We start from the raw sequence: 22,677 nt of genomic DNA, 5'->3' as shown, positions 1-22,677 counted from the left end.
CCCCCTTAATGTCCACTCTTAGTAAAACGTCCACCAAATACATCGTGTACATCTTGAATTGTTATAAACGCTGATGGATCGACATCATAAACAGTGTCCTTCAAACGCGTAATTTCCAAACGCGTTACGACTGAATATAAAGCATGTTTCGGTGTTTTTAAATAACCACCTTCACCATATAATATAGTAACACCTCTATTTAGATTTGCATTTAAAGCATCAGCAATTTTTTCAGAATTATCTGCATCAGTAATAATCATTACCCCCTTAGATTCTTCAAGGCCTGTAATTGTAATATCAATCATTTTATAAGCTATAAAATAAGCTACTAGTGAATACATAGCACTATCCCAACTGTACACAAATCCAGCAGCCCCTAGAATAACTAAATTCATAGCCATTACAATTTCACCTACAGAAAAAGTTGTTCGCTTATCAAAAATAATGGCTACAATTTCAGAGCCATCTAGGCATCCTCCATTACGTATAATAAGACCAACGCCAATTCCAAGTATAATGCCTCCAAAAATAGCACCTAAAAAAGGATTCGTTGTAACTGGTGCAAAATCGTGCGCAAAAGATGAAAAAATAGCCATCCAAATAATCGAGAATAATGTAGATATAGTAAATACCTTGCCGTTAATACGATATCCTATATACAAAAAAGGAATGTTAATTAAAACGACAAACAAACTAAAGGATACACCTGAGAGTTCTGCAGCCATTAAGGAAATACCAACTACACCACCATCGATAATATTATTAGGCACTAGAAACAGGTCTAACCCTACTGTATAAATCAAGGCACCTACAATCATCCAAATACATCGTATCAATATACTAGACCAATGTATTCTTTTTTCAACATCACTCATGCGTATCTCCTTCATTATATAGTTTTTTTATAGCCGCTAAACGTTTAGCTTCTAATGATTCTTCACCAACTTCATTTTGAATAGTAGTAGAATTGACTTCCAATTGTTGAGTATATCGCCTACCAATAATATAAGCTGTTAAATCATCTACTGGCTCTGGCGGAAACTGCATGCCTTTTGGTACAAATTTACGCCAACCTGTAGGTGGATTATATTCCCAATATAATTTTCTGGCCTCTTCAGTACTATGAGATTCATCAATTAGACTTGTTGTAATCTTGTGATTACGACCAATTTGTTGAATAGATGGATATAAATGCCTATGATTAGTGCCATTGCCACATACAATATGTTCAATGCCACGATATGTGCTTAATACATTTTCAAACGAACTATTAAATGTCTTAGTTTCTACAATAGTGCGATATATTAACTCACCTACTTGTGAAAGAATAGCAAGGCCTGTCTTTTCATTCCCTGGATCGACAGCAGCTATATAGATTATATCATTCATACTATATTCCTCATTCCTCAATACAATAGTTATATTTTATCACAAAATAAAAGACCTATGTATTAAATCTTAATACATAGGCCATTCATATAGAAACTAATTTAATTTTATAAGTTTACCTGCATCAGTGATCTGTGTAATCCGCAATTTAATATGTACAGGACCAGATGAATAGGTATCCTCATCTGCATAAGCCTCTACATATACCTTACCATGTAACATACTAATACGACGAATTGCTGAAAATAATTCATCACCAGGTATGGTCCCAACATCGCCAGACAAAGAATCTGGTATAACACCTTTTGATTTTGCTTGTTCGTTAACTTGTTTTAAGAAACGAATCATGTTTACCTGTGCATCACTACCACCATCTATAACAGCAGTCGAAATAACATCACCGGACTTATAAACAAATTGCTGTGGATATACCTGAATAGTTGCAACAGCAGGTTCACCGGAAATTATATTACCAGCCGCTACTACTTGGATAACCATAGGTGTTTTGGATTCTTCAATTTTAGAAATAGCGACTTCTATATTTTGACGATCTACGTAGACAACAGATTCACCATGATCTTCTACGCCTAATCGTCGAAGAACAAGCTTATTCGTGTCATCTACAATATTATGTACTGCATCACGTGCCTCATTATGGGATAAACCATTACGCACTACTGCTTGAGCTAAAAGTTGATCTACTTGGAATAAAATCGTACCTTCTCTAAGATGAATAATACCACTTTTCAATTCCTCTTGTGTTTTTTGTAAAGCAGCTATATGTTTTTCCATACTAGCACGTGTAGCTTCTAAATCGGCTAATTTTTTAGAAGCCTTATCATATGAAGCTTGTAATGCAGTTAATTCTGCCTCTGTAGCAACTTTTGCAGCCTCCGCATCAGCTAATTCTTGACGACTTTGCTCAACTTCTTTACGAATAGCTTCTATTTCTGCCATCCGATCAGCTAGTTCTTTTTTATTAGCTTCTAACAAAACTTTTCCTCGTTCTAATTCGGCATTTTTAGCTGATACTTCTGCAGTTAAACGATTCATATCAGACCGTAACTGATCCATTCCAAATAATGCAGTGCGTACACTTTGCGACGTAATAGTAAGAACACCAACCGTTGCAGCCGCAACAAGTAAACCTGTTACAATCGTTACGATAATAGATGTATGTTTAGGACGCAAGCCAAAAAGGGACATTCTACGCTTACCAACTTTTGTTCCTAATTTATCCCCCATATAGGCAATAAGCCCGCCCATAATAGCGATAATAACAAGAATCTTTAACCCTACAAGCATGATGTCCCTCCTTTCATAATATATTCTAACCTACTAACATATATCCATTATCGTGATACACGCCAATTTAAATATAAACCGGCAATAATTCCTAATGTATCCGGAATCATTGCAGCCATCCATGTTGGTAATGCACCACCCTTACCGAGTGCACCAGCAAAGGTCATGACTCCATAGTAAATAAAAATAATCAAAATACTGATACCAAAGCCAATAGACGAACTAGAGCGTTGTTTTTGCAATCCTAATGGCGCTCCAACCAAGGCAAACACAAAACTGGCTAAAGGAATAGTAAAACGTTGATACATTTCCATTTCTAATTTATTAGAATTGGTATATGCAGCTTTATAAGCCTTAATTTGATGACGTAATTCCTTAATCGTTAATTCCTCTGGCTTACGTTGATCTTGTTGTACTTCATTAGGCGTAGATTTAATTGGCAATACTTGTTCTTTAAAACGCATTGTCCGTTCTACACCTTCACCAGCAGAGACATCATAAATAATACCGCTATGCATTACCCATACTTGACCATTCCACTCGGCAGACTCAGCATTTTCTACTTGCTGTAACTCCCCCTTATCGTTAAACTGTTGGACTGTAATCATACTTAATTGTTTGCTTTCACTATCATAGTGTTTTGCATACATCAATGTGCTAAGATTATCACCATTCATAGATTTTAATACGATATGGTTTTGAGTTTGTGGCGTTGCATTCTTCATAATCTCTTCGCGCACAATGGTTTGATACATATTATTTGTACGAGGTACAACAAATTCATTAAATGCCACAGCACCAATAGATATAAGTAATGCTAAGATATATACAGGCATTGCTAAGCGTAAGAAATTAAGACCACCAGCTCGCATAACTACAATTTCACTAGTACTACTAAGTCTACTAAAAGCCATCAAAGAACCAAGCAATACAGACATAGGAAATGTCAATAAAATAATACTTGGCATCGCTAAAAAGAAAGCTTTCATAACGAGCAATAATGGGGCTCCATATTCTGTTATATATTGAGCAATACGAAATAGGGTACCTGTACCAACAAAAATGCTAGTAAAAGCAAACACCCCAAATAGGAACGGACCTACAAAAGCTTTTAAAATATATTTATCTAATAAGCGCATCGTCCCTCCTATAGTTTAAAATTATTTCCTAAATAATGTTCACGAGCGATTGGATTATTGGCAATTTCCTCCGGTGTACCTTCTAATAGTATTTTACCTGTACTTAATATATATGCCTTATCAACAATCCCCAATGTTTCTCGTACATTGTGGTCGGTTATAAGAATACCGATGCCTCTGTTTTTAACTTGTAGAATAATTTGTTGAATATCAGCTACTGCAATAGGATCAACCCCAGCAAACGGTTCATCAAGCAAAATAAAATTAGGTTCTAATGCTAAACAACGTGCAATTTCAACACGACGACGTTCACCACCTGATAATTGCATTCCTTTGCGTTCCCGAACATGGCCAATATTAAACTCCTCAATCAAAGAGTTCACAATCTGATCTATTTCATCACTGCTTTTATTTGTTGTTTCCAACATGGCCCGAATATTTTCCTCAACAGTCATAGATCTAAAAATCGATGCCTCTTGCGGTAAATATCCAATCCCCTCAGCAGCCCGCTTATACATTGGAAGCATTGTGATATCCTTACCATCAACTGTGATAATCCCTGTCGTCGGTTTTTCAATGCCTACAATCATATAGAATGATGTAGTCTTACCGGCCCCATTAGGTCCCAATAAACCAACGACTTGCCCTTTTTCAACGTGAAGACTAACACCATCTACTACATTCCTACCATTAAATGTTTTGACTAGGTTCTTAGTTTCTATATACATACATAAATCCTTATTAGTTTGGTGTGATAATTAATGTACTGCGTCCGCCTAATGTTTCCGCAGAGTTATCCTTTAAGTACAATTTTAACTCAGGAGCATTCAATACATTACCATTCTGAACAGCATGGGCTGATCCAGTAAGCAATACAATTCCATCATTTTGATTTGGTGTTTGTGTATAAGTTGCACGATCTGCCGAACCAGACACATTTTTTTCTGGATTATTAAATGTTACATCACCTTGTGCTACAGCACGAATTTCTTTCAACCAGCCCTCTACTTGATTGCCAGTCAATGTAGTACCTTGAGCAATTAATTTTGCATTTCCCGATACTTTACCATATTCTGTATCAGAATTATACTCAACAGAATCACCAAAGATTTGACGATCATCACGTTGTAAATGAACATCACCTTCAGCGCTAAACTGATTGTCATTTACACTATGTACAGATTGCGCAGACATAGCCATATTATTACCAATCATGGAAACACCACCCTCTAAGGCAGCTTCACGAGTTTTAGTATTATACCAACCATTTGCACCAGTCATGGTCTTATCTTGTTGTGTAATAACAACATTGCCAGAGGCTTCTGCACGGCCTGTATTACCATCATAAGATAGTGTATCTGCACTAATTGTCAATGGACCTTCATTAGCAGCCCAAGCTGTAACAGATAACATCATCATTGCTGAGATTACAGCTAATCCCATATATTTTTTCTTATTCATTGCAATTCCTCAACTTTACTTTTTCGTCAATTTAGCATGACCAATTGCTTTAATTTGCTTCAAAGACATATTACCTTCTAACTTGTCACCAACTAGCGTAATATCTTTTGAATCATAGGTAAAAGCTGTTTTTGATGTAAATATCTTAGTCTTATTATCAAAATGCAACGCATCCGTTTTAAAGTTAGCCCCCTCTGTATTGGTAGCGGTAACACCACCATCAATATCAAGTGAACTATGATCACCGGATAATACGGCATGTGGTGCCATAATCGTAGTAGTCACATCATCTTGATAGAAAAGACCTTTTAAGTTAGTCAGTACAATTGATTTTGAACGTGGATCATACTCTATTTTCTCTGCTGATAAGGCCCATACTAATTTACCATCCTTCTCTTCTTGAAGCTCAGCACCTTGGAAATTAACCAACTGACCAGATCCAGAACCTTTAGAAGATGAGTCTCCAGAATCATGTAGTATAAATGCGATTAATCCAACTAGAGCAATGACGACAGCCACGACAATAGCGATTAATTTTTTATTGTTTTTCATGTGCTCTCTCCCGAATCTCTAGTTTTACATCATAATCAACGATTTCGCTCATCTTTGTCATCCAACGATGTTGAAACCAAATCCACTCATCTGGATGCTCACGAATAAAATCTTCTGTTACGCGAACACACTCTTCTGTAAGCATATACATATCTACATCATCATCACCACTATGTTTATAATGTAATGGTGGCAATATATGAACAATATGTCCCCCTTCAGGCTTTCTAGATGCAAAAATTGGAACTACAGGAGCGCCAAATTTCTTTGCAAATGTAGCAGGTCCCACAACAGCAGAAGATGGCTGGCCTAAAAACGGCACAGGTAATCCATGAATATAACCATCTTGGTCGGCTAAGAATCCCAATAATTTTTTCTTCTTTAAAGCTTTAGCAGCAGAAACTATTTCATTACCACCACTAGCAAATACATCGAGACCAACCATCTCACGATACTCATTCATGAAGCGTGTAAACTGTGCATTAGGTTGCTTTTTGACGATTGTTGTAGATGGATAGCCATGAGAAGCCAAAGCAGCCCCCATCCATTCCCAATTTCCTATATGACCAGTAAGAACTATGACACCTTTATCTTCTTTAATAGCATTATCCAAATGCTCAATGCCACGCATTTCAATATGCTTATTGATGAATTCCTTTGTCAAATTAGGCATATACAATATTTCCATGACGCTACGGCCGAGATTTTTAAAAAGTTTTTCAATCAATTCCTCTGCCTGTTTGTCATTCATATTCATCCCAATTTTTATATTTTTAATACCTCTCAGCTTTTGCTTTTTTGCAATGACCCCATACAGCGGTCCTAGGCTAGCACCTATGAGCAAAATGAGCTTATACGGCAGTCGACATACAAGCCAACTAATACCTTTAACTACATGGTATTGCCATTCATTATTCATTTTGCTCACCTCCTTTATTGACCATGGTTATGAGCCTCCACAGCATAGTCTTTTACAATTGAATTCCACATATTTTGAGTTTTTAAAATATATTCAACAGCATCGCGTACTGCACCAGAACCGCCATCATGCTTTGACACAAATTGAGCTAAATTTTTAACCTCAGGTACGGCATTATGAGGAGCCATAGGTAACCCCACAAGAGATAAAGCCCCTAAATCATTTAAATCATCGCCCATATAAGCAATATGTTCTAACGTAATACTATGACGTTTACATAAAGAATGCAAAGCCTCTGTTTTATTAGCATGTCCCATCAATAAGGCATCGAATTTCAACTCTTTAGCACGCCGCTCTACCATAGGTGATGTACGAGCTGTTATAATGCCAAGTGAAATCCCAGCTTTATGAGCTGCGGCTAACCCTAACCCATCTCTAGCAGAAAACTCTTTAATTTCTTCACCAGCTGAAGTATAGATTAATTTTCCATCGGTTAATACGCCATCTACATCAAGAATAATCCACTTAATATTCATTATACGATGCCTCGACGAAGCAAATCTGTAATATGAACAATACCCATTGCATGGCCTTCTTCATCTACTACAGGTAAAACAGTAATAGGGCGTGGTTGATTTTTTTCCATCACATGTAATGCCTCAGCAGCCAATTTATCTTTTGTAATAGTTCTTGGCATGCTAGTCATCATATCTTCAACGGGCCACTCTAAAAAATTACTACCAGAATCAAGACCTCTACGGACATCACCATCTGTTACAAGACCAATCAAGTGACCTTCTTCATCAATAACACTAGTAGCTCCTAATCCTTTTTCTGTCATTACAAAAAGTGCATCACGAACAGTGGCTCCTTTGTATACAATCGGATTATCATCACCACCATGCATAATATTTTCAACAGTTAACAATAAACGTCTACCAAGCGATCCACCTGGATGAAATACAGCAAAATTTTCTGGTGTAAAGTGATGGCGTTCTAACAAACATACGGCTAATGCATCACCTAACGCCAATGCAACAGTCGTACTTGTAGTTGGTGCCAAACCGAGAGGACATGCTTCTCGTGCAACTTGTGCCAACAATACGACATCAGAGTTTTTAGCTAATGTAGACTCAGGCTTGCCTACGACACATATTAATTTAGCACCAATACGTCGCAAGGAAGGCAAAATACTAATAATTTCTCCAGTTTCCCCACTATTAGAAAAGGCAAGTACCACATCATCTTCAGTAATCATACCTAGGTCACCATGTACCCCTTCCCCTGGGTGCATAAACAATGCCGGTGTCCCCGTACTTGCTAATGTAGCAGCAATCTTACGGCCAATATGACCAGACTTCCCCATGCCAGTACATACCACACGTCCTTTACATGCAAGAATCATGTTAACAGCATTTACAAAATTTTGATCTAATGTCGTTATTAACTGTTCTATTGCTTGTGCTTCTTCATGAAGCACTTGAGCTGCCTGTTCTAAAATATCCAATACTATCGCCCCTTATCGTTTTACGATTTTATCAATAGCTACCAAATCTCTTAATAAATCTTCGAATTGACTTAAATATACCATATTTGGACCGTCCGAAAGTGCTTCTTCAGGATTATCATGTACTTCAAAGAATAAGCCATCTACACCACTAGCAACAGCAGCACGTGCCAAATTTGGTACAAACTCACGATTGCCACTAGATTTTGTACCAGCCCCACCCGGTAATTGAACACTATGCGTAGCATCAAAAATAACTGGATAATCAAAAGACCTCATAATAGGAAACGATCTCATATCAACAACAAGATTATTGTAACCAAAACTAAAGCCTCGTTCTGTGAGCATAAGGTTTTCATTGCCAGATTCCTTCATTTTATTAAGAACGTTTTCCATATCTTTAGGTGCCATGAATTGACCTTTTTTTACATTCACACATTTCCCTGTTTTTGCGGCTCCATAAACTAGATCTGTTTGGCGACACAAAAATGCAGGTATTTGAAGAATATCTAAAACTTCAGCTGCAGGTTCTATTTGTTCAATAGAATGAATATCACTGACTACAGGTACATTTAATTCTTTTTTTATAGATGCTAACATCTTCAACCCTTCTTCAAGACCAGGGCCACGAAATGAATTAAAACTAGAGCGATTAGCTTTATCAAAAGATGCTTTAAATACATAGGGCACACCAAGACGCTCACATATTGCTTTTGCTTCTTTACCAATAGCTAATGTGCGATCATAGTCTTCAATGACACACGGGCCAGCTAATACAAACAGGCCCTTGCCACCACCAATTGTCATATTACCAACATTCACTGTTTTCATTTATTTCTCCTCTTGCTCGAATATTGCATTTACTCGAGCTAAGTCTTCTGGTGTATCAACACCAATAAATCGTTTATTTGTAGTAATGACACGAATAGAAAACCCATTTTCCAAAGCTCTCAATTGTTCCAATGATTCAGTTTGCTCTGCTGCAGTAGGTACCATTTTTGCATAGTCTAAGAGAAATTGACGACGATATGCATAAATTCCAATATGCTTTAAAGGAGCATTTACAAAATCATGACGAGGATACGGAATTAAAGAGCGAGAAAAATACATCGCATCATTTCGTTTATTAAGAATGACCTTTACTGCAGAAGAATCATCGTATTCTTCTTCTAATAAAGGTGTTGCTACAGTAGCCATTTGTAGATGATTGTCATCTTCAAAAAGTTCAGCTAATTGGTCAATTAAATTAGCATCAATCATGGGTTCATCACCTTGTACATTGATGATAACCTCTAAATTAGTATACTGTTGTGCTACTTCGGCCAAACGATCCGTTCCAGTCGGATGATTAGCATTAGTCATAACAACAGTACCACCAAAAGACTGTACTGCCTCATACACTCGTTGATCATCAGTAGCCACAATACATATTTGTGGTTTTTTTGCATGTGTTACACGTTCGTATACGCGTTGAATCATAGGCTTACCAGCGATGTCCGCCAATGGTTTTCCAGGCAATCTCGTAGAACCAAATCGAGCTGGAATCACACAACCAATATTCACAATAAAACCCCATTTCTTTTATTTGCGTATCTTATTATTATACACTAAATCTCTAAATTTTCTATGAATTCCTGTTTCCCAGAAATAAATTCAATACCTATGGATAGCACTAGAATCGGTATTCTCAAGTCTTCTATTGTATGCAACTGACTCAATTTAACAGCATCTTTTTCAGTAATTATAATCGCTTTAGCTTGATGAGCAAAAGCTTGTTTCCAAATTTCTACTACATCATCATCAGAAAAATCATGATGATCACCAAATCCCATTGTATGTACTATATTGTAACCACAACCTTCTAACGTTTTTGTAAATGATTGCGGATTGCCAATACCACTGACAGCCATCATAGGCAAATCACTATCAAGTCCTACAGCATTTCCTTCAGCACCATCTGCCCATTCCTCAAGAGTGTACACCGCACGAGGTTTATGAATGGTTTCATATACAGGTTTTTGTGGCAGCATACGTGCTAGCCGTTTTCTAAGTGCAGCGACAACTCCTGGATCAACTTGATCCACTTTTGTAAGCACAATTATATGTGCTCTCTCAAGACCTTCAATAGGCTCACGCAATAATCCCCTAGGCAATACATATTCATACCCAAAAGGGTTAGAAGCATCAATTAATACTATATCTTTATCACGATATAACGCTCGATGTTGAAATCCATCATCCATAACAAGATAATCAGCACGTAACTCATCAATAGCTATATGTGCAGATTCTATACGATTACGACCAATAATTACACTAGACTTTGGCAACACCTTAGCTAGCAACCAAGCCTCATCGCCACTCTCCTCGGGTTCGACCAAAATAGATCCATTTTGAGAGATTATTGTATTATGACTATTATCTTTAGCTCTATATCCACGACTCAGTACGGTTGGATGAAACCCTTTTTGCCCTAAAATATCGCATATAAATCTAACCATTGGAGTTTTTCCCGTTCCACCGGCCGCTATATTCCCTACACTAATGACAGGAACTGATACCCTCACAACGCCTTTGTTAGTATCAAACTTTGAATTACGCATTGTAACTACTTTTTTATAGCCCTTACTCAGTAGCGATAACCCAGATCGTACAGCATCACCAAGAATAGACTGATCTTCACCACTGACAATGTGCTTAAAAATATCTTCACCATTCATAGTAGGTATCGCCCTCCATATCGACAATATAACGTTTCCTAAGGAACAATATGATGCGATTCAAATAATTGTCGTAATTCTTGTGTATTACGTCTTGTTGCACCGCGATTTTCACTGATAATATCTAAACAATTTTGTCCCATTTTATCTGCTAATTCAGGATGTTTACATAGATGTAAAATCATCTCGCTTAATCCTTTTTGATTTTTAATTTGCTCGCAAGCATTTCTTGAATATAAAAGACTAAAAATCTCTTTAAAATTAAACATATAAGGCCCCACAATAATCGGTTTACCATGAGCAGCAGGCTCAAGAATATTATGGCCACCAGTTTTTACAAGAGAGCCACCAACAAAAATAATATCTCCTAAACTATATAAACGACCAAGTTCACCAATAGTATCAAGAACTACAACAGGAATCTCTTTATGAACTGGTTCAGTCATATCACTACGGCAAATTGCTTCTAACCCGTAACGCTTTGCTAATGCTTGTACATCATGACCTCTATATATTTCTCGAGGAGCAATAAGTAATCTTGCATTAGGATACTTTAATAAGACTTGTTTAAATGACTCAAAAACAGCTTCTTCCTCACCTTTATGCGTACTGCCTGCAACAATAATAGGATGATTATATCCAAAGCCAAATTCATCTAACAATTCTTGTTTCTCTTCATCAGATACAGTGGCATACGTTTGATCATACTTCATATTTCCCGTAACAGTTATATCATTAGAATCTGCGCCAAGACGTGCAATATATTCTGCATCGAAACTAGATTGCATGCAGAATCGCTCAATAGAGCTCAGCATTTCTCGCGTGAAAGCACTAATATAACGATAGCGCTTCATACTACGATCTGAAATCCGACCATTTACCATCATAACAGGAATTTTTTCAGATTCTGCTATGCGCAAAAAATTAGGCCAAATTTCAGTCTCTACAAGTAAAATCGAAATTGGTTTTATAACCTGCAAAATCTTTCGAGTAAGATATGGTAAATCTAATGGGAAGAAAATAATACCTTCTGCTTCCGGAATGATACGATGCGCCATCGCATGACCTGTTGCAGTAACAACAGAAACAACAACAACCGCTTCTGGAAACTCTCGTTTAATCTCTTTGACAAGAGGACTCGTTGCAACAATCTCCCCTACAGATGCAGCATGAATCCATATAGCTCGACGACCTTCTATTTTTTTTAATAACGTAGCAGGCATATATCCTGCACTTTGTTTTATACGCTCATAAAAACCATCTTCAAAAGCAAGACGATACAGGATAACCGGTATAAGGCCAATCCAATAAAATATGAGCAATACATTATATATCCAATACATGTTTATCCTTTTTTAGAGAATTGAACGGAATAAAGATGATTGTACAAACCATTTTCCAATGCTAGTAGTTCTTGGTGAGTTCCCTTCTCAACCAATTTACCTTGATTTAAGACGACAATTTGATGTGCATTTTGTACAGTGCTCAACCGATGAGCAATTACAAATGCTGTACGGCCTTCCATTAAACGATCTAATGCTTCTTGTACAAGCTTTTCACTTTCTGTATCAAGAGCAGATGTAGCTTCATCAAGAATTAAAATTTTAGGATTTTTTAAAATAGCTCGTGCAATAGCAACGCGTTGACGTTGTCCACCTGATAGAGAACTACCCCGTTCACCTACAATAGTATTAAGACCATCAGGCATCTTATCAACAAATTCCAGTACATTAGCAGCTTTAGCAGCTTCGTAAATTTCTTCATCACTAGCATCTAAACGACCATATAGAATATTTTCTTTTATGGAAGCATTAAATAGAACAGTTTCCTGAGGCACTAAACCAATCTGATTTCGTAAGGACTTAAAAGTTACATCTTTAATGTCTGTGCCATCAATAGTGATAGATCCACTCGTAACATCATAAAACCGAGGTAATAAATTAGCCAATGTAGTCTTACCAGCACCAGATGGACCTACCAATGCTACACTTTCACCAGCTTTAACCGATAAGTTAAAATCACATAAAGCCATTTTTTCACTATCATAAGAGAAACTAACATGATTGAAATTCACATCACCTTTAATAGCCGGTAATTCTATAGCAGATTCTTTTTCCACAACATCTGCTTTAGTATCTAAAATCTCAAATACTCGATCAGCTGCAGCCAACGCTTTTTGAATATTACCATATACTTGACTCAAACGCTTAACAGGATTTGATAAGTTAATCGCATAAATCAAGAATGCAATTAACGAGCCCGCTGTAATCGTCCCGGTAACTACAGAGTAACCACCATACCAGAGGATAACGGCTACTGCAATGGCTGCAGAAAACTCAACCATAGGGCTTAACAAACTCGTCAATTTAGTAGCTTTAATCACTGCCTTAAAGTTATTTTGATTCTCTACCTCAAAGCGCTTAATCTCAAATCCTTCACGAGCGAATGATTTTACTACGCGAATAGCAGAAATTACTTCTTGTAAAAGAGCTGTAATATCTGCAATACGACCTTGTACATCATGACCCGCTAATCGTAATTTTTTGCCAAATACATTAATGATAATCAGTACCATAGGTACCGTAATAAACGTAACAAGTGTTAATTTCCAGTCGATTAATAGCATCGATACTAAGGAACCAATTAAAGTAACAGACTCAGTAATAAAGGAGATTAGATTATCAACTACAGCAGATTGTAAAGCAGCCACATCATTAGTAAGATTACTCATAATAACGCCCGTTTTACGACGGTCAAAATATGACAAAGATAATCGTTGTAAATGCTTAAAAATTGCTTCTCGTACATCAATAATAACTCGTTGTCCAATATAAGACATATTATATGTTTGCCCATATGTTGCAAATCCACGAATTAAAAAGATCAAAATGATGGCCCCAACGATGAGATTGAGCATAAACATATTTTTATCTTGTAAGACTTGGTCTACGACATTTTTGATAAGCCATGGCACTACTAGATATGCTGCAGCTGCTACAATCATGCAAAATACAGCAAAAATCATCCGTTTATAATAGGGTCTCACAAAATATAACAAGCGTGAGTAACTATTCATTAAAATTCTCCTTACCTAGGTCATAAATCAATTGAGCCACACGATTAACAGCGCCAGGCTCACCTAGTTTGTCTTTAACGTCACGCAATTCAGCGCGCATACGTTGATTAACTTGTAAATCATCTAATAGCGGTAATACAGTATTCACTATAGCATCTACAGAAACATCATCTTGAAGCAACTCGGGAATAACCTCCTTATTGGCCACAATATTAGGTAATCCAACATGAGTAAGATTGACTACCATTTTACCTATTCCATACGTAATAGGTGAAACCTTATACAGTAATACAGTCGGTAACTCCATTATTGCCGTTTCTAATGTAGCAGTTCCCGATGCTGCTAAACATACATCACAGATTTGCATCAAATCATAGGTGTGGTCCTCTGTAATTGTTACAGGAATCTTACGTTCCTTTATAAAACTTTCTAATTCACTGCGGTCAATCGTATGAGCTCGCGGTAAAAAGAACTGTATATCTTCGTGAGATTGTAATAAACGTTCTCCACTTTCAAGCATTACATCCAAAAGTGATAACACTTCTTGCTTTCGGCTACCTGGCATCAATAAAATACGCTTTGCATCTCGTCGAGCTCCAAAATACTCCATCGCTTCATCCTTTGTCATCGATGGATGAACAATATCCACTAATGGATGACCTACAAATTCTACATCACAGTTAAATTTGCGATAGGCTTCCGCTTCAAACGGAAAAATAGAAGCAACCTTTGTAACAAACTTCTTAATGGTCTTACCACGACTACTATGCCAGGCCCAGATGGTAGGGGCAATGTAATATAATACAGGGATTCCCAACTGATGCGCTACCTCAGCTAATTTCATATTAAAACCAGGATAATCAATGCATACCAATACATCTGGTTTTTCTTTCACCATAATCTCTTTTAAATAAGATCGTAATTTAAAGAACTTTGGCAATGATTTTATGATTTCTACGATGCCAATAACGCCGAGATTTTTGATATCATATACGATACGAACGCCAGCTTGTTCCATCAAGGTGCCACCCATACCGAACATTTCTATATTGGAATCTATTTGTAAAAGCGCTTTGGCCACGCTAGCGCCATGTGTATCTCCAGACGCTTCGCCAGCAGAAAACATAATTTTCATCATAGTTCCTTTCTAGCATCTACAAATGCTTGATCTACAGCACAAATAATAATATTATGGCGATTAGCCATTTCTAGTACATCTTCTTGTTGTACAAATATTGTCTTTTCAGCCTCTACAGCCAAAACATCACAACCACTATCAATCATGGACATTAATGTCTTAATACCTACAGCAGGCACATCAAAGCGAACATCTTGATTTGGTTTTTCAGTCTTAACAACTACAGCCTCACCTCTACCCAGTTCACCACCGCGCAATATGCATTTATCAGTTCCTTCAATAGCTTCAATCGCCATTGCTGCTTTATGCTTTACTACTACAGTTTGACCAATATCAAGCTTGCCCATTTGTTTAGCCAATTCAAAACCAAAGCATATATCTTGCCACTGTTCGTCTGTAGGTTGTTGTTTTGTCAATACCCCTACCTTAGGCATAAAAGGCTTTAAATATACAGTTTGATCTAAAACAGAAAATCCCTCATTTTCAATTTCATTAACAATAGCGAGCATAATTGTATCATCTTTACGGTTCTTTAAACGTTTAAGTACACCTAGTGTTTTTAAATCTGGAAAAGATAACCCTTTATACAATAGCTCTTTAGTCACCTTACCAAGCATTGTTAATTCCGTAACACCTTCTTTTTTTAAGGTTTTAAAGATTTTACCTAATTTGGCTACGCCAATAGAATAAAAAGCATCTGCCTCTTTCTCTAATATTGGATCTGTATCAGGCACAACACCGATGACTACCACTTGATGCCCCAACATATGAGCAGCACGCATGAACTCAACAGGTAAAACGCCAATACCTGCAATTAAACCTACCTTTGCCACGACTATACCTCCTATGTGAAGCCGAAAACGGTCCACAATAATTTTTCTAAATTATGTATTGTGAGTACACCTTTCAAGACATACTCATATACATTATATTGTACTATAATTCACCTATTTTTACTATTATTTCAATGCTTTTCTAACCATAAAAAATCCAGTCTTTATCTATATTTTCCCTATCGTTAAAAAGCTCTAAAAAGAGTTTAAAATTACAAAAAAAACTCTACATTATATAAACATAATGTAGAGTTTCTTATTAATCACGACGCGTACGCATAATACCTCGATCAGCATTACGCAAAAATCGTAATAAGTTTTCGATTTCAACGGAAGAATCTAATTGCATTTCCATTTCTTCAATAGCTCTAGATAAACTAAAACCAGAACGATAAATAATACGGAAAGCTTGTTTTAAGCTACGACGAACCTCTTCCGAAATACCAGCTCGAGACAGCCCTACCGAATTCAATCCAATAACACGGGCCGGTTGACCATCAGCAATAACATATGGTGGAATATCTTGAACCACTTTAGCCATACCGCCAACCATCGCATTTCGACCAATTTTTACAAATTGATGAACTCCAGCAAGTCCACCTATAACAACTCGATCCTCAACAATAGCATGACCAGCTAAGCCAGCACAGTTACTCATAATTACATTATTTCCAACAATACAGTTATGAGCGACATGAGTACAAGCTTGTAATAAACAGTTATTACCTATTCGCGTTTCTTCACCTTCTCCAGTTGCACGACTAATGGTAACGCATTCACGAATAACAGTTTCGTCACCAATATAGCAATAACTTTTTTCACCTTTAAATTTTAAATCCTGCGGTTCCAAACCAACAGATGCACCAGGATAGATTTCACAACGCTTACCAATGGTTGTCCAACCACCAATAATAACATTGGCACCAATCTGAGTGCCCTCCCCTATTTCTACATTTTCCCCAATGACGGCACCAGGTCCAATGACAACATCTTTACCCAGTTTAGCATTCGGATGCACTATGGCCGTGTTATGGATGTTGGATTCCGCATTTTCCATGCCTACAACTATCACTACAATCACTCCTTAATTCTATTATACAAGGGCAAACATGTATTCACCGCTAGCACAAAGCTTATCACCTACATAAGCGCGACCTTCCACTTTGCCCATACGGCCTTTAATTTTTACAATATCAACTTCCATGCGTACAACATCACCAGGTTTAACAGGATGACGAAAACGTACTTTATCAATACCTGTAAACATTGGTGTTAATCCACGATTTTCTTCAGGATATAGCAATGCAATTCCACCAACTTGAGCAATTGCTTCTGTTAAGAGTACACCTGGCATAACAGGATTTCCAGGGAAATGGCCTTGGAAAAACAATTCATTAAATGTAGCATTTTTAATGCCTACAGCACGTTTCATCGGCTCTAATTCAATAATGCGATCTACCAATAACATTGGATAGCGATGTGGTAAAATTTCTAAAATATCTTCGTGATTAAGAATCATTGATGTGTCTCCCTTATTTCATCCATTATACTATGAGCCAATCGAGAGTTAAGTTCATGGCTCGATTTAAGTGCAATTATATGTCCTTCAATAGGACCTAGCAAATACATATCTCCTATTACATCAAGAGCTTTATGACGAACTAACTCATCATCAAATCGAGGAATAGATAAACATGTTGTATCATCATATACAAGTGCATTATCTGTACTCCCCCCCTTTGCTAGTCCCATCGATTTCAATTGTTCTATTTCTTTCACAAAACCAATAGTTCTAGCCGAAGCAATGTATTCTTCAAAGTATTCTGGTGTTACATCAAAATCACATTGTTGCGTTCCAAGCAACGGATGCGGATTAATAGATGTAAATGTAACACGATAGCCATCATAAGGTACAATAAGTATAAATCTATCGCCATCATAAATCGTATGACTGTGTTTAACTTTATATACTTGCCGCTCTGCTTGTTGCTCCACAATCTCAGCTTGAAGTATTAAATCGACAAACACTGCACTACTCCCATCACCAACAGGTGGTTCAGGAGAATCCATTTCAATAAAACAGTTATCAATATTCATAGCACTGAACGCAGCTAATACATGCTCAACAGTGAAAACCTTTGCCTCACCTTGTTCTAAAGTAGTAGCACGCATGGTGTTCGTCACATTATCAATGTGTGCCTTAACAGAAGGTCTACCTTCTAGATCTGAGCGCACAAATATAATTCCTGTATTTTCAGGTGCCGGCTTAAAAACCATGGTCACAGGTTCTCCGCTATGAAGGCCAATTCCTTTATATGAAACAGCCTGCTTAATTGTTTGTTGGGGCTTACTCATAAGAATGTCCTTTCATAATCTAATTCCATGTCTACTATACACCATACTGTATTATACCTTATTTATATAGCTGTTACAAGAATATAAGGCTATTTACAGCTTTCTATAAAGAAAATCGGTATTGCAAAACTATATAAATAGCTGCAACACCGATTATAAATTTATGTGATTTTAATGAAATACATCTGGAGGTGTATCTATTTTTCCACTATAATAACGACGAGTCCATTTCCATCGATTATGTAACCAGAACCAATCTTCTGGATAGCGACGAATATAATCTTCAATCCACTCGTTAAGCATAATCGTAGTTACAGCTACATCTCGTTTCTTATCATTCGTTTTTTCTACATATAATGGTGGGTGTACTTCAATTTCATATTTCCCACTATAAGGACTATAATGTATAGTCACAAAAATAATAGGCACCTCTTGCATACGACCTAAAACAGCAGGGCCATCAGCCGTAAGTGTTTCATAGCCAAAGAATGGAACTAACACACCATCTTCACCAGGGTCTTGGTCCATAATCAAGCCTAAGAAGGCACCATTTTTTAAAGCTTTAACCATATCACGTACACTTGTTTTATACATAACATGTTGATGCATTAGCTCACGATACTCATTAATAAACCGATCGGCATCTCCATTTTGCTTCATCGCTACAGAAATTAGAGGATAGCCTTCTGAAGCAAGCACACCGCCAAGCAATTCCCAGTTTCCACTATGAACGGCTGCTAATATAGCACCCTTACCATCAGCTAAAGCTTCATCCAGTATCTCTCGATTTGTAATGGTAACCATATCTCGATAATCACCATCTTTAATTTCAGGGTACCGCAAGACATCGATAATCATACGGCCAAATCGAGTAGTACTAGCCTTAGCAATTCGCTTCGCTTCAACAGGGTCATCAGTAATTTTGCAAAATAAAATCTGACCAATAGCCAGTCGTTTTCTCTTAGGAGGAACTGCTATCCATGCGATTTCACCAAGCAATGTACCTATCGCATACTGCCAACTATGCGGCAACATACAAATACATGCACTAAACAACTTCATAAACCTATACATAAACGTATTAGCTCTCCTTAAGCTGCGCTTTTAAAGAATCAATTTCCTTCTGTAATTGTTTCACTGTTTTAACCATTTCAGGCAAGCGATGTTCATAAGCAGATAATTTTAACCATTCTTTATGAGGACGCATTGGGTATCCTGCCATCACAGCATTTTCCGGTACGTTACCAGTAATGCCAGTTTTGCCTGCAAATTTTGCATTATCCCCTATTGTAATGTGACCTGTACATCCAGTTTGTCCTGCAAAAATTACATTATTGCCGCATTTTGTACTACCGGCAATACCAACTTGTGCAATAAGGAAGCAATTTTCACCAATTTCAACATTATGTCCCAAGTGAACAAGATTATCAATTTTTGTTCCTTTTCGAACTAATGTAGAACCCATGGTAGCATTATCAATCGTTGTGCAAGATCCAATTTCCACATCATCCTCTAGAATAACATTACCCACTTGAGGAATATGCGTGTGTACGCCATTTTCCGTAGCAAAGCCAAAACCTTCTCCACCAATGACTGCTTTAGCACGTAATACAACTCGATTTCCTAGTATACAGTTTTCATGAATAATAGCACCTGCATAGATATCACAATCATTACCAATACGAGTATTATGACCAACGTAAACATAAGGGCGAATTGTAACATTATCGCCAATTACTGCATTATCATTAATAACACAATATGCTCCAATAGCAACATTATTACCAATTGTGACATTTTCACCAATGATGGCAGTAGAATGAATTTCACGAGGTACAACAACAGGCGGATGAAATAGTTGCAATACTTGTGCAAAGGCAGCCTTTGCATTTTCTACAATAATTTGCGTCATTGGTGCATTAGACACTTCATGTTCTAAAATAATGGCTCCTGCTTTACATAAACTAATATGTTCTACATATTCACCAATAGCAAATGTAATCGATTGTGGTGCCGCTTGTTCAAATCCACGTGTTTCTGTAATAACCAAGGATTCATCACCAATCACCTTACCACCGATTAATTGTGATAGCTCCAGTACAGTCTTTTCCACTATTAAGTCCCCTCCAAGTGTTAACTAAACTATTGTGCGGTTCCTGCATCCGTAGGTTGCGCTTGTTGTGCATCACCTTGTTGAGCTTCACCTTGTTGGGCTTGTTGCGCTTCTTGTTGTTTTGCTTCATTTTCTGCAGCCTTAATATCTTCATCAGATGCTTTACCCATTTTGTTGATTAAATCATCTGTAACATCTACGCCACCACCAACAACAGCACCTTTAAGCAATACTACATCTAACTTTTTCTCTTTAGCTAATTCATTAACTTGTTGATCAATATATTGTTTTAACTCTTGATTCTTAGCAGTTGTAAAAGCATTAAAATCTTGTTTTGCATCGCTAATCACTTGAGCTTTAGTTGCTTCATCTGCAGCATTAACTTTTTCTTGAAGTTCTTTATCTTTTGCATTAATTTCTTTATTAATTTCAATAGATTTTGAAGTTTGTGTCATAATCTTTTGAGCATCTACATAACCAATCGTATTACTACCACAACCACCAATAATTGGCAATGCCATAATCATCGTTGCACCTAATACTAAAGATTTCATTTTCTTATTCATCATAAACTCCTTACTGAACTCGATATGATGCTTTAACGGCATCTGTAATATCAAGCCCTTTTATATTTCCACCATGATCAATTAAAACAAGGTCTAGATGACGTTCCTGTGCAATAACAGCAACGCGCATTCGCACATCCTCTAAAATCGCTTCATGAAGTGCACTTACCTCTGCTTCTTTATCTGATATTTTCTTTGCCCAACTATCATTCCACTCTTGAGGAACTGGCAAATTATTTGTTGATACAATAGCTTTTGCTTGATTTTGCATCATTGTATCACGTTTTTTTGCAAGTTCAGCTTGTACAGATTCAGCATAATGTTTAAGCTCTTGTTCCCCTGCATCACGGATAGGTTTTAATTCTGCATCTACTTTAGCACGTATAGAATCCAAGTCAAAATTAGAAGGTTTACGTTTAGCTAATAAACTTTGAAGCCTACTTTCTATTTCAGCTTTTTGAGTTTGAGCAGCTTCCTTTTGCGCCTCATCAATATAAACACGACTATCAAATGCATATAATTGTAATTGTAAATTTACAATTTCCAAATCATATCCTTTGTTAGAAACTTTGAGTTCATCCATGTACTTTTTTACCAATTCAGATCTTTTAGCATCTAGTTGTGCATTAAGCTGATTTTGCTTTGTAGCAATACGCGTTTGTAGTTCAACATTCAATGCATCCGACAAAGTTGTATCTAAAGCCAATGATTTAAGTTGTTCATCTTGCAATTCAGACTTAGAGTTTAATGCCTCTTGTTCTAAAGCATATTGGGCTTTTAATTGTTCTAACTCTGTTTTTGCTGACTTATAATCTTCGTAAGACGGATTAAATTCTAGTACATCATCTATCTGTACTACCCCAATAGAAGGTCCCTCTGAAGATTGGCGATTAGTAACAAATCCATAACCTACGTACATAGCAATCAGTGCAGCTGCTAAAAACAGAAATAATCCTATATACCGCTTATTTAGCTTCATACTGCTCACCCTTATCCGATTCCCATCGTATCGTTCTTATTTTGCATCTGATGCAAGTTTTTTAAGTACTTGGTCGGTAATATCTACACCACCATAAAGAACTGCGTCTTTAGGAAGAACTACAGATAAACCTTTAGCGTTACCAACAGCTTTAGCCGCTTCCATTGTTTGATCAGCCATTTGTTTATTCATGTCTTCCATTTTCTTTTCTACATTAGCTTGTGCTTCTTGTTTTATTTTTGCTTTAGTCGCATCATCTTGAGCGGCATCAACTTTTGCTTGCATATCTGCAGCTACTTGGCTACGATAATCAGTAAACTCCTTAGCGGCTTTTACATATACAGGGTTTTCAGGATTATCCAAACGACTCATATCAATAACGCCTACATTACTAGCAGCACTCGTACCAGGTGTAGCCATCTGTGTATATGCTAATGCACCAATACCAATAATAAAAATTGCCGCAATAACAATAGAGAATATCTTCACATTCTTCTTGTTATTCATCATTCTCATCATAATTAACATTCCTCATTTCTGTTAATCTACGCACTATGAGTGCCATAATAGAGATATTGGTGAAAGCCCCCTCTCAAGAAGGTGCTTTCACCATAATAAAGCTCAA

General features: G+C 36.9%; 25 protein-coding genes. All 25 read right to left on the bottom strand.

Features of this window, described 5'->3' with window-relative positions:
- Positions 1-5: 5 nt before the first annotated feature.
- The 25 genes from Q0E20_RS03240 to Q0E20_RS03120 all read right to left on the bottom strand — a co-directional run bounded on the left by Q0E20_RS03240 (position 6) and on the right by Q0E20_RS03120 (position 22,571).
- A complete protein-coding gene (locus Q0E20_RS03240; protein WP_295996237.1) occupies positions 6-875 on the bottom strand; it encodes a YitT family protein in 870 nt (289 codons plus the stop codon).
- Complete coding sequence (locus Q0E20_RS03235) at positions 868-1,389, bottom strand: hypothetical protein (RefSeq protein WP_295996233.1); 522 nt, start codon at positions 1,387-1,389, stop codon at positions 868-870. Before Q0E20_RS03235 ends, Q0E20_RS03240 begins: the two co-directional genes overlap by 8 nt.
- A 96-nt stretch (positions 1,390-1,485) precedes the next feature.
- Positions 1,486-2,694 (bottom strand): DUF3084 domain-containing protein, encoded by a 1,209-nt coding sequence (locus Q0E20_RS03230; RefSeq protein WP_295996231.1) that lies wholly within the window; start codon positions 2,692-2,694, stop codon positions 1,486-1,488.
- A 47-nt stretch (positions 2,695-2,741) separates the two neighbouring features.
- Positions 2,742-3,833: an LptF/LptG family permease gene (locus Q0E20_RS03225; RefSeq protein WP_295996228.1), complete on the bottom strand. Its 1,092-nt coding sequence runs from the start codon at positions 3,831-3,833 to the stop codon at positions 2,742-2,744.
- Between the two features lie 8 nt (positions 3,834-3,841).
- The gene (gene lptB / locus Q0E20_RS03220) at positions 3,842-4,561 is read right to left on the bottom strand and encodes an LPS export ABC transporter ATP-binding protein (RefSeq protein ID WP_295996225.1); all 720 of its coding nucleotides are present in this window, start codon (positions 4,559-4,561) and stop codon (positions 3,842-3,844) included.
- Positions 4,562-4,574: 13 nt separating this feature from the next.
- On the bottom strand, positions 4,575-5,294 hold the full coding sequence (locus Q0E20_RS03215) for an LptA/OstA family protein (RefSeq protein WP_295996223.1): 720 nt from the start codon (positions 5,292-5,294) through the stop codon (positions 4,575-4,577).
- A gap of 15 nt (positions 5,295-5,309) precedes the next feature.
- On the bottom strand, positions 5,310-5,846 hold the full coding sequence (lptC, locus tag Q0E20_RS03210) for an LPS export ABC transporter periplasmic protein LptC (protein WP_295996220.1): 537 nt from the start codon (positions 5,844-5,846) through the stop codon (positions 5,310-5,312).
- Complete coding sequence (locus tag Q0E20_RS03205; protein ID WP_295996217.1) at positions 5,833-6,765, bottom strand: lysophospholipid acyltransferase family protein; 933 nt, start codon at positions 6,763-6,765, stop codon at positions 5,833-5,835. The genes lptC and Q0E20_RS03205 overlap by 14 nt, the downstream gene beginning before the upstream one ends.
- Before the next feature lie 14 nt (positions 6,766-6,779).
- Positions 6,780-7,301, bottom strand: a complete 522-nt coding sequence (locus Q0E20_RS03200) for an HAD family hydrolase (protein ID WP_295996213.1) — start codon at positions 7,299-7,301, stop codon at positions 6,780-6,782.
- Entirely contained in the window at positions 7,301-8,272 is a 972-nt protein-coding gene (locus Q0E20_RS03195; RefSeq protein WP_295996210.1) for an SIS domain-containing protein, read from the bottom strand. Before Q0E20_RS03195 ends, Q0E20_RS03200 begins: the two co-directional genes overlap by 1 nt.
- Positions 8,273-8,284: 12 nt before the next feature.
- Complete coding sequence (gene kdsA, locus Q0E20_RS03190) at positions 8,285-9,103, bottom strand: 3-deoxy-8-phosphooctulonate synthase (protein ID WP_295996208.1); 819 nt, start codon at positions 9,101-9,103, stop codon at positions 8,285-8,287.
- On the bottom strand, positions 9,104-9,835 hold the full coding sequence (kdsB, locus tag Q0E20_RS03185; RefSeq protein WP_295996205.1) for a 3-deoxy-manno-octulosonate cytidylyltransferase: 732 nt from the start codon (positions 9,833-9,835) through the stop codon (positions 9,104-9,106).
- 44 nt (positions 9,836-9,879) lie between these two features.
- Positions 9,880-10,992, bottom strand: coding sequence for a tetraacyldisaccharide 4'-kinase (lpxK, locus tag Q0E20_RS03180; protein ID WP_295996202.1), 1,113 nt, complete (start codon positions 10,990-10,992; stop codon positions 9,880-9,882).
- 38 nt (positions 10,993-11,030) lie between these two features.
- A complete protein-coding gene (locus Q0E20_RS03175; RefSeq protein ID WP_295996197.1) occupies positions 11,031-12,335 on the bottom strand; it encodes a 3-deoxy-D-manno-octulosonic acid transferase in 1,305 nt (434 codons plus the stop codon).
- 2 nt (positions 12,336-12,337) lie between these two features.
- The gene (locus Q0E20_RS03170; protein WP_295996192.1) at positions 12,338-14,068 is read right to left on the bottom strand and encodes an ABC transporter ATP-binding protein; all 1,731 of its coding nucleotides are present in this window, start codon (positions 14,066-14,068) and stop codon (positions 12,338-12,340) included.
- Entirely contained in the window at positions 14,061-15,203 is a 1,143-nt protein-coding gene (gene lpxB, locus Q0E20_RS03165) for a lipid-A-disaccharide synthase (protein ID WP_295996353.1), read from the bottom strand. The genes Q0E20_RS03170 and lpxB overlap by 8 nt, the downstream gene beginning before the upstream one ends.
- Complete coding sequence (locus tag Q0E20_RS03160; RefSeq protein WP_295996190.1) at positions 15,203-16,039, bottom strand: LpxI family protein; 837 nt, start codon at positions 16,037-16,039, stop codon at positions 15,203-15,205. The genes lpxB and Q0E20_RS03160 overlap by 1 nt, the downstream gene beginning before the upstream one ends.
- Positions 16,040-16,298: 259 nt before the next feature.
- A complete protein-coding gene (gene lpxA, locus Q0E20_RS03155; RefSeq protein ID WP_295996187.1) occupies positions 16,299-17,111 on the bottom strand; it encodes an acyl-ACP--UDP-N-acetylglucosamine O-acyltransferase in 813 nt (270 codons plus the stop codon).
- Between the two features lie 21 nt (positions 17,112-17,132).
- The gene (gene fabZ, locus Q0E20_RS03150) at positions 17,133-17,558 is read right to left on the bottom strand and encodes a 3-hydroxyacyl-ACP dehydratase FabZ (RefSeq protein WP_005376579.1); all 426 of its coding nucleotides are present in this window, start codon (positions 17,556-17,558) and stop codon (positions 17,133-17,135) included.
- On the bottom strand, positions 17,555-18,394 hold the full coding sequence (gene lpxC, locus Q0E20_RS03145; protein WP_295996184.1) for a UDP-3-O-acyl-N-acetylglucosamine deacetylase: 840 nt from the start codon (positions 18,392-18,394) through the stop codon (positions 17,555-17,557). Before lpxC ends, fabZ begins: the two co-directional genes overlap by 4 nt.
- Positions 18,395-18,565: 171 nt before the next feature.
- Positions 18,566-19,468, bottom strand: a complete 903-nt coding sequence (locus Q0E20_RS03140) for a lysophospholipid acyltransferase family protein (RefSeq protein WP_295996181.1) — start codon at positions 19,466-19,468, stop codon at positions 18,566-18,568.
- Positions 19,469-19,475: 7 nt separating this feature from the next.
- On the bottom strand, positions 19,476-20,507 hold the full coding sequence (lpxD, locus tag Q0E20_RS03135; RefSeq protein ID WP_295996177.1) for a UDP-3-O-(3-hydroxymyristoyl)glucosamine N-acyltransferase: 1,032 nt from the start codon (positions 20,505-20,507) through the stop codon (positions 19,476-19,478).
- A 29-nt stretch (positions 20,508-20,536) separates the two neighbouring features.
- The gene (locus Q0E20_RS03130) at positions 20,537-21,073 is read right to left on the bottom strand and encodes a hypothetical protein (protein ID WP_295996350.1); all 537 of its coding nucleotides are present in this window, start codon (positions 21,071-21,073) and stop codon (positions 20,537-20,539) included.
- A 10-nt stretch (positions 21,074-21,083) separates the two neighbouring features.
- Positions 21,084-22,052, bottom strand: coding sequence for a hypothetical protein (locus tag Q0E20_RS03125; RefSeq protein ID WP_295996174.1), 969 nt, complete (start codon positions 22,050-22,052; stop codon positions 21,084-21,086).
- Positions 22,053-22,088: 36 nt separating this feature from the next.
- Positions 22,089-22,571, bottom strand: coding sequence for an OmpH family outer membrane protein (locus tag Q0E20_RS03120; protein ID WP_295996165.1), 483 nt, complete (start codon positions 22,569-22,571; stop codon positions 22,089-22,091).
- Between the last annotated feature and the right edge of the window lie 106 nt (positions 22,572-22,677).

Source organism: uncultured Veillonella sp., assembly GCF_934230905.1.
Taxonomy (GTDB): Bacteria; Bacillota; Negativicutes; order Veillonellales; family Veillonellaceae; genus Veillonella.
The sequence above is the reverse complement of the archived record's forward strand: the minus strand, read 5'-3'. Positions and strand labels throughout refer to the sequence as shown.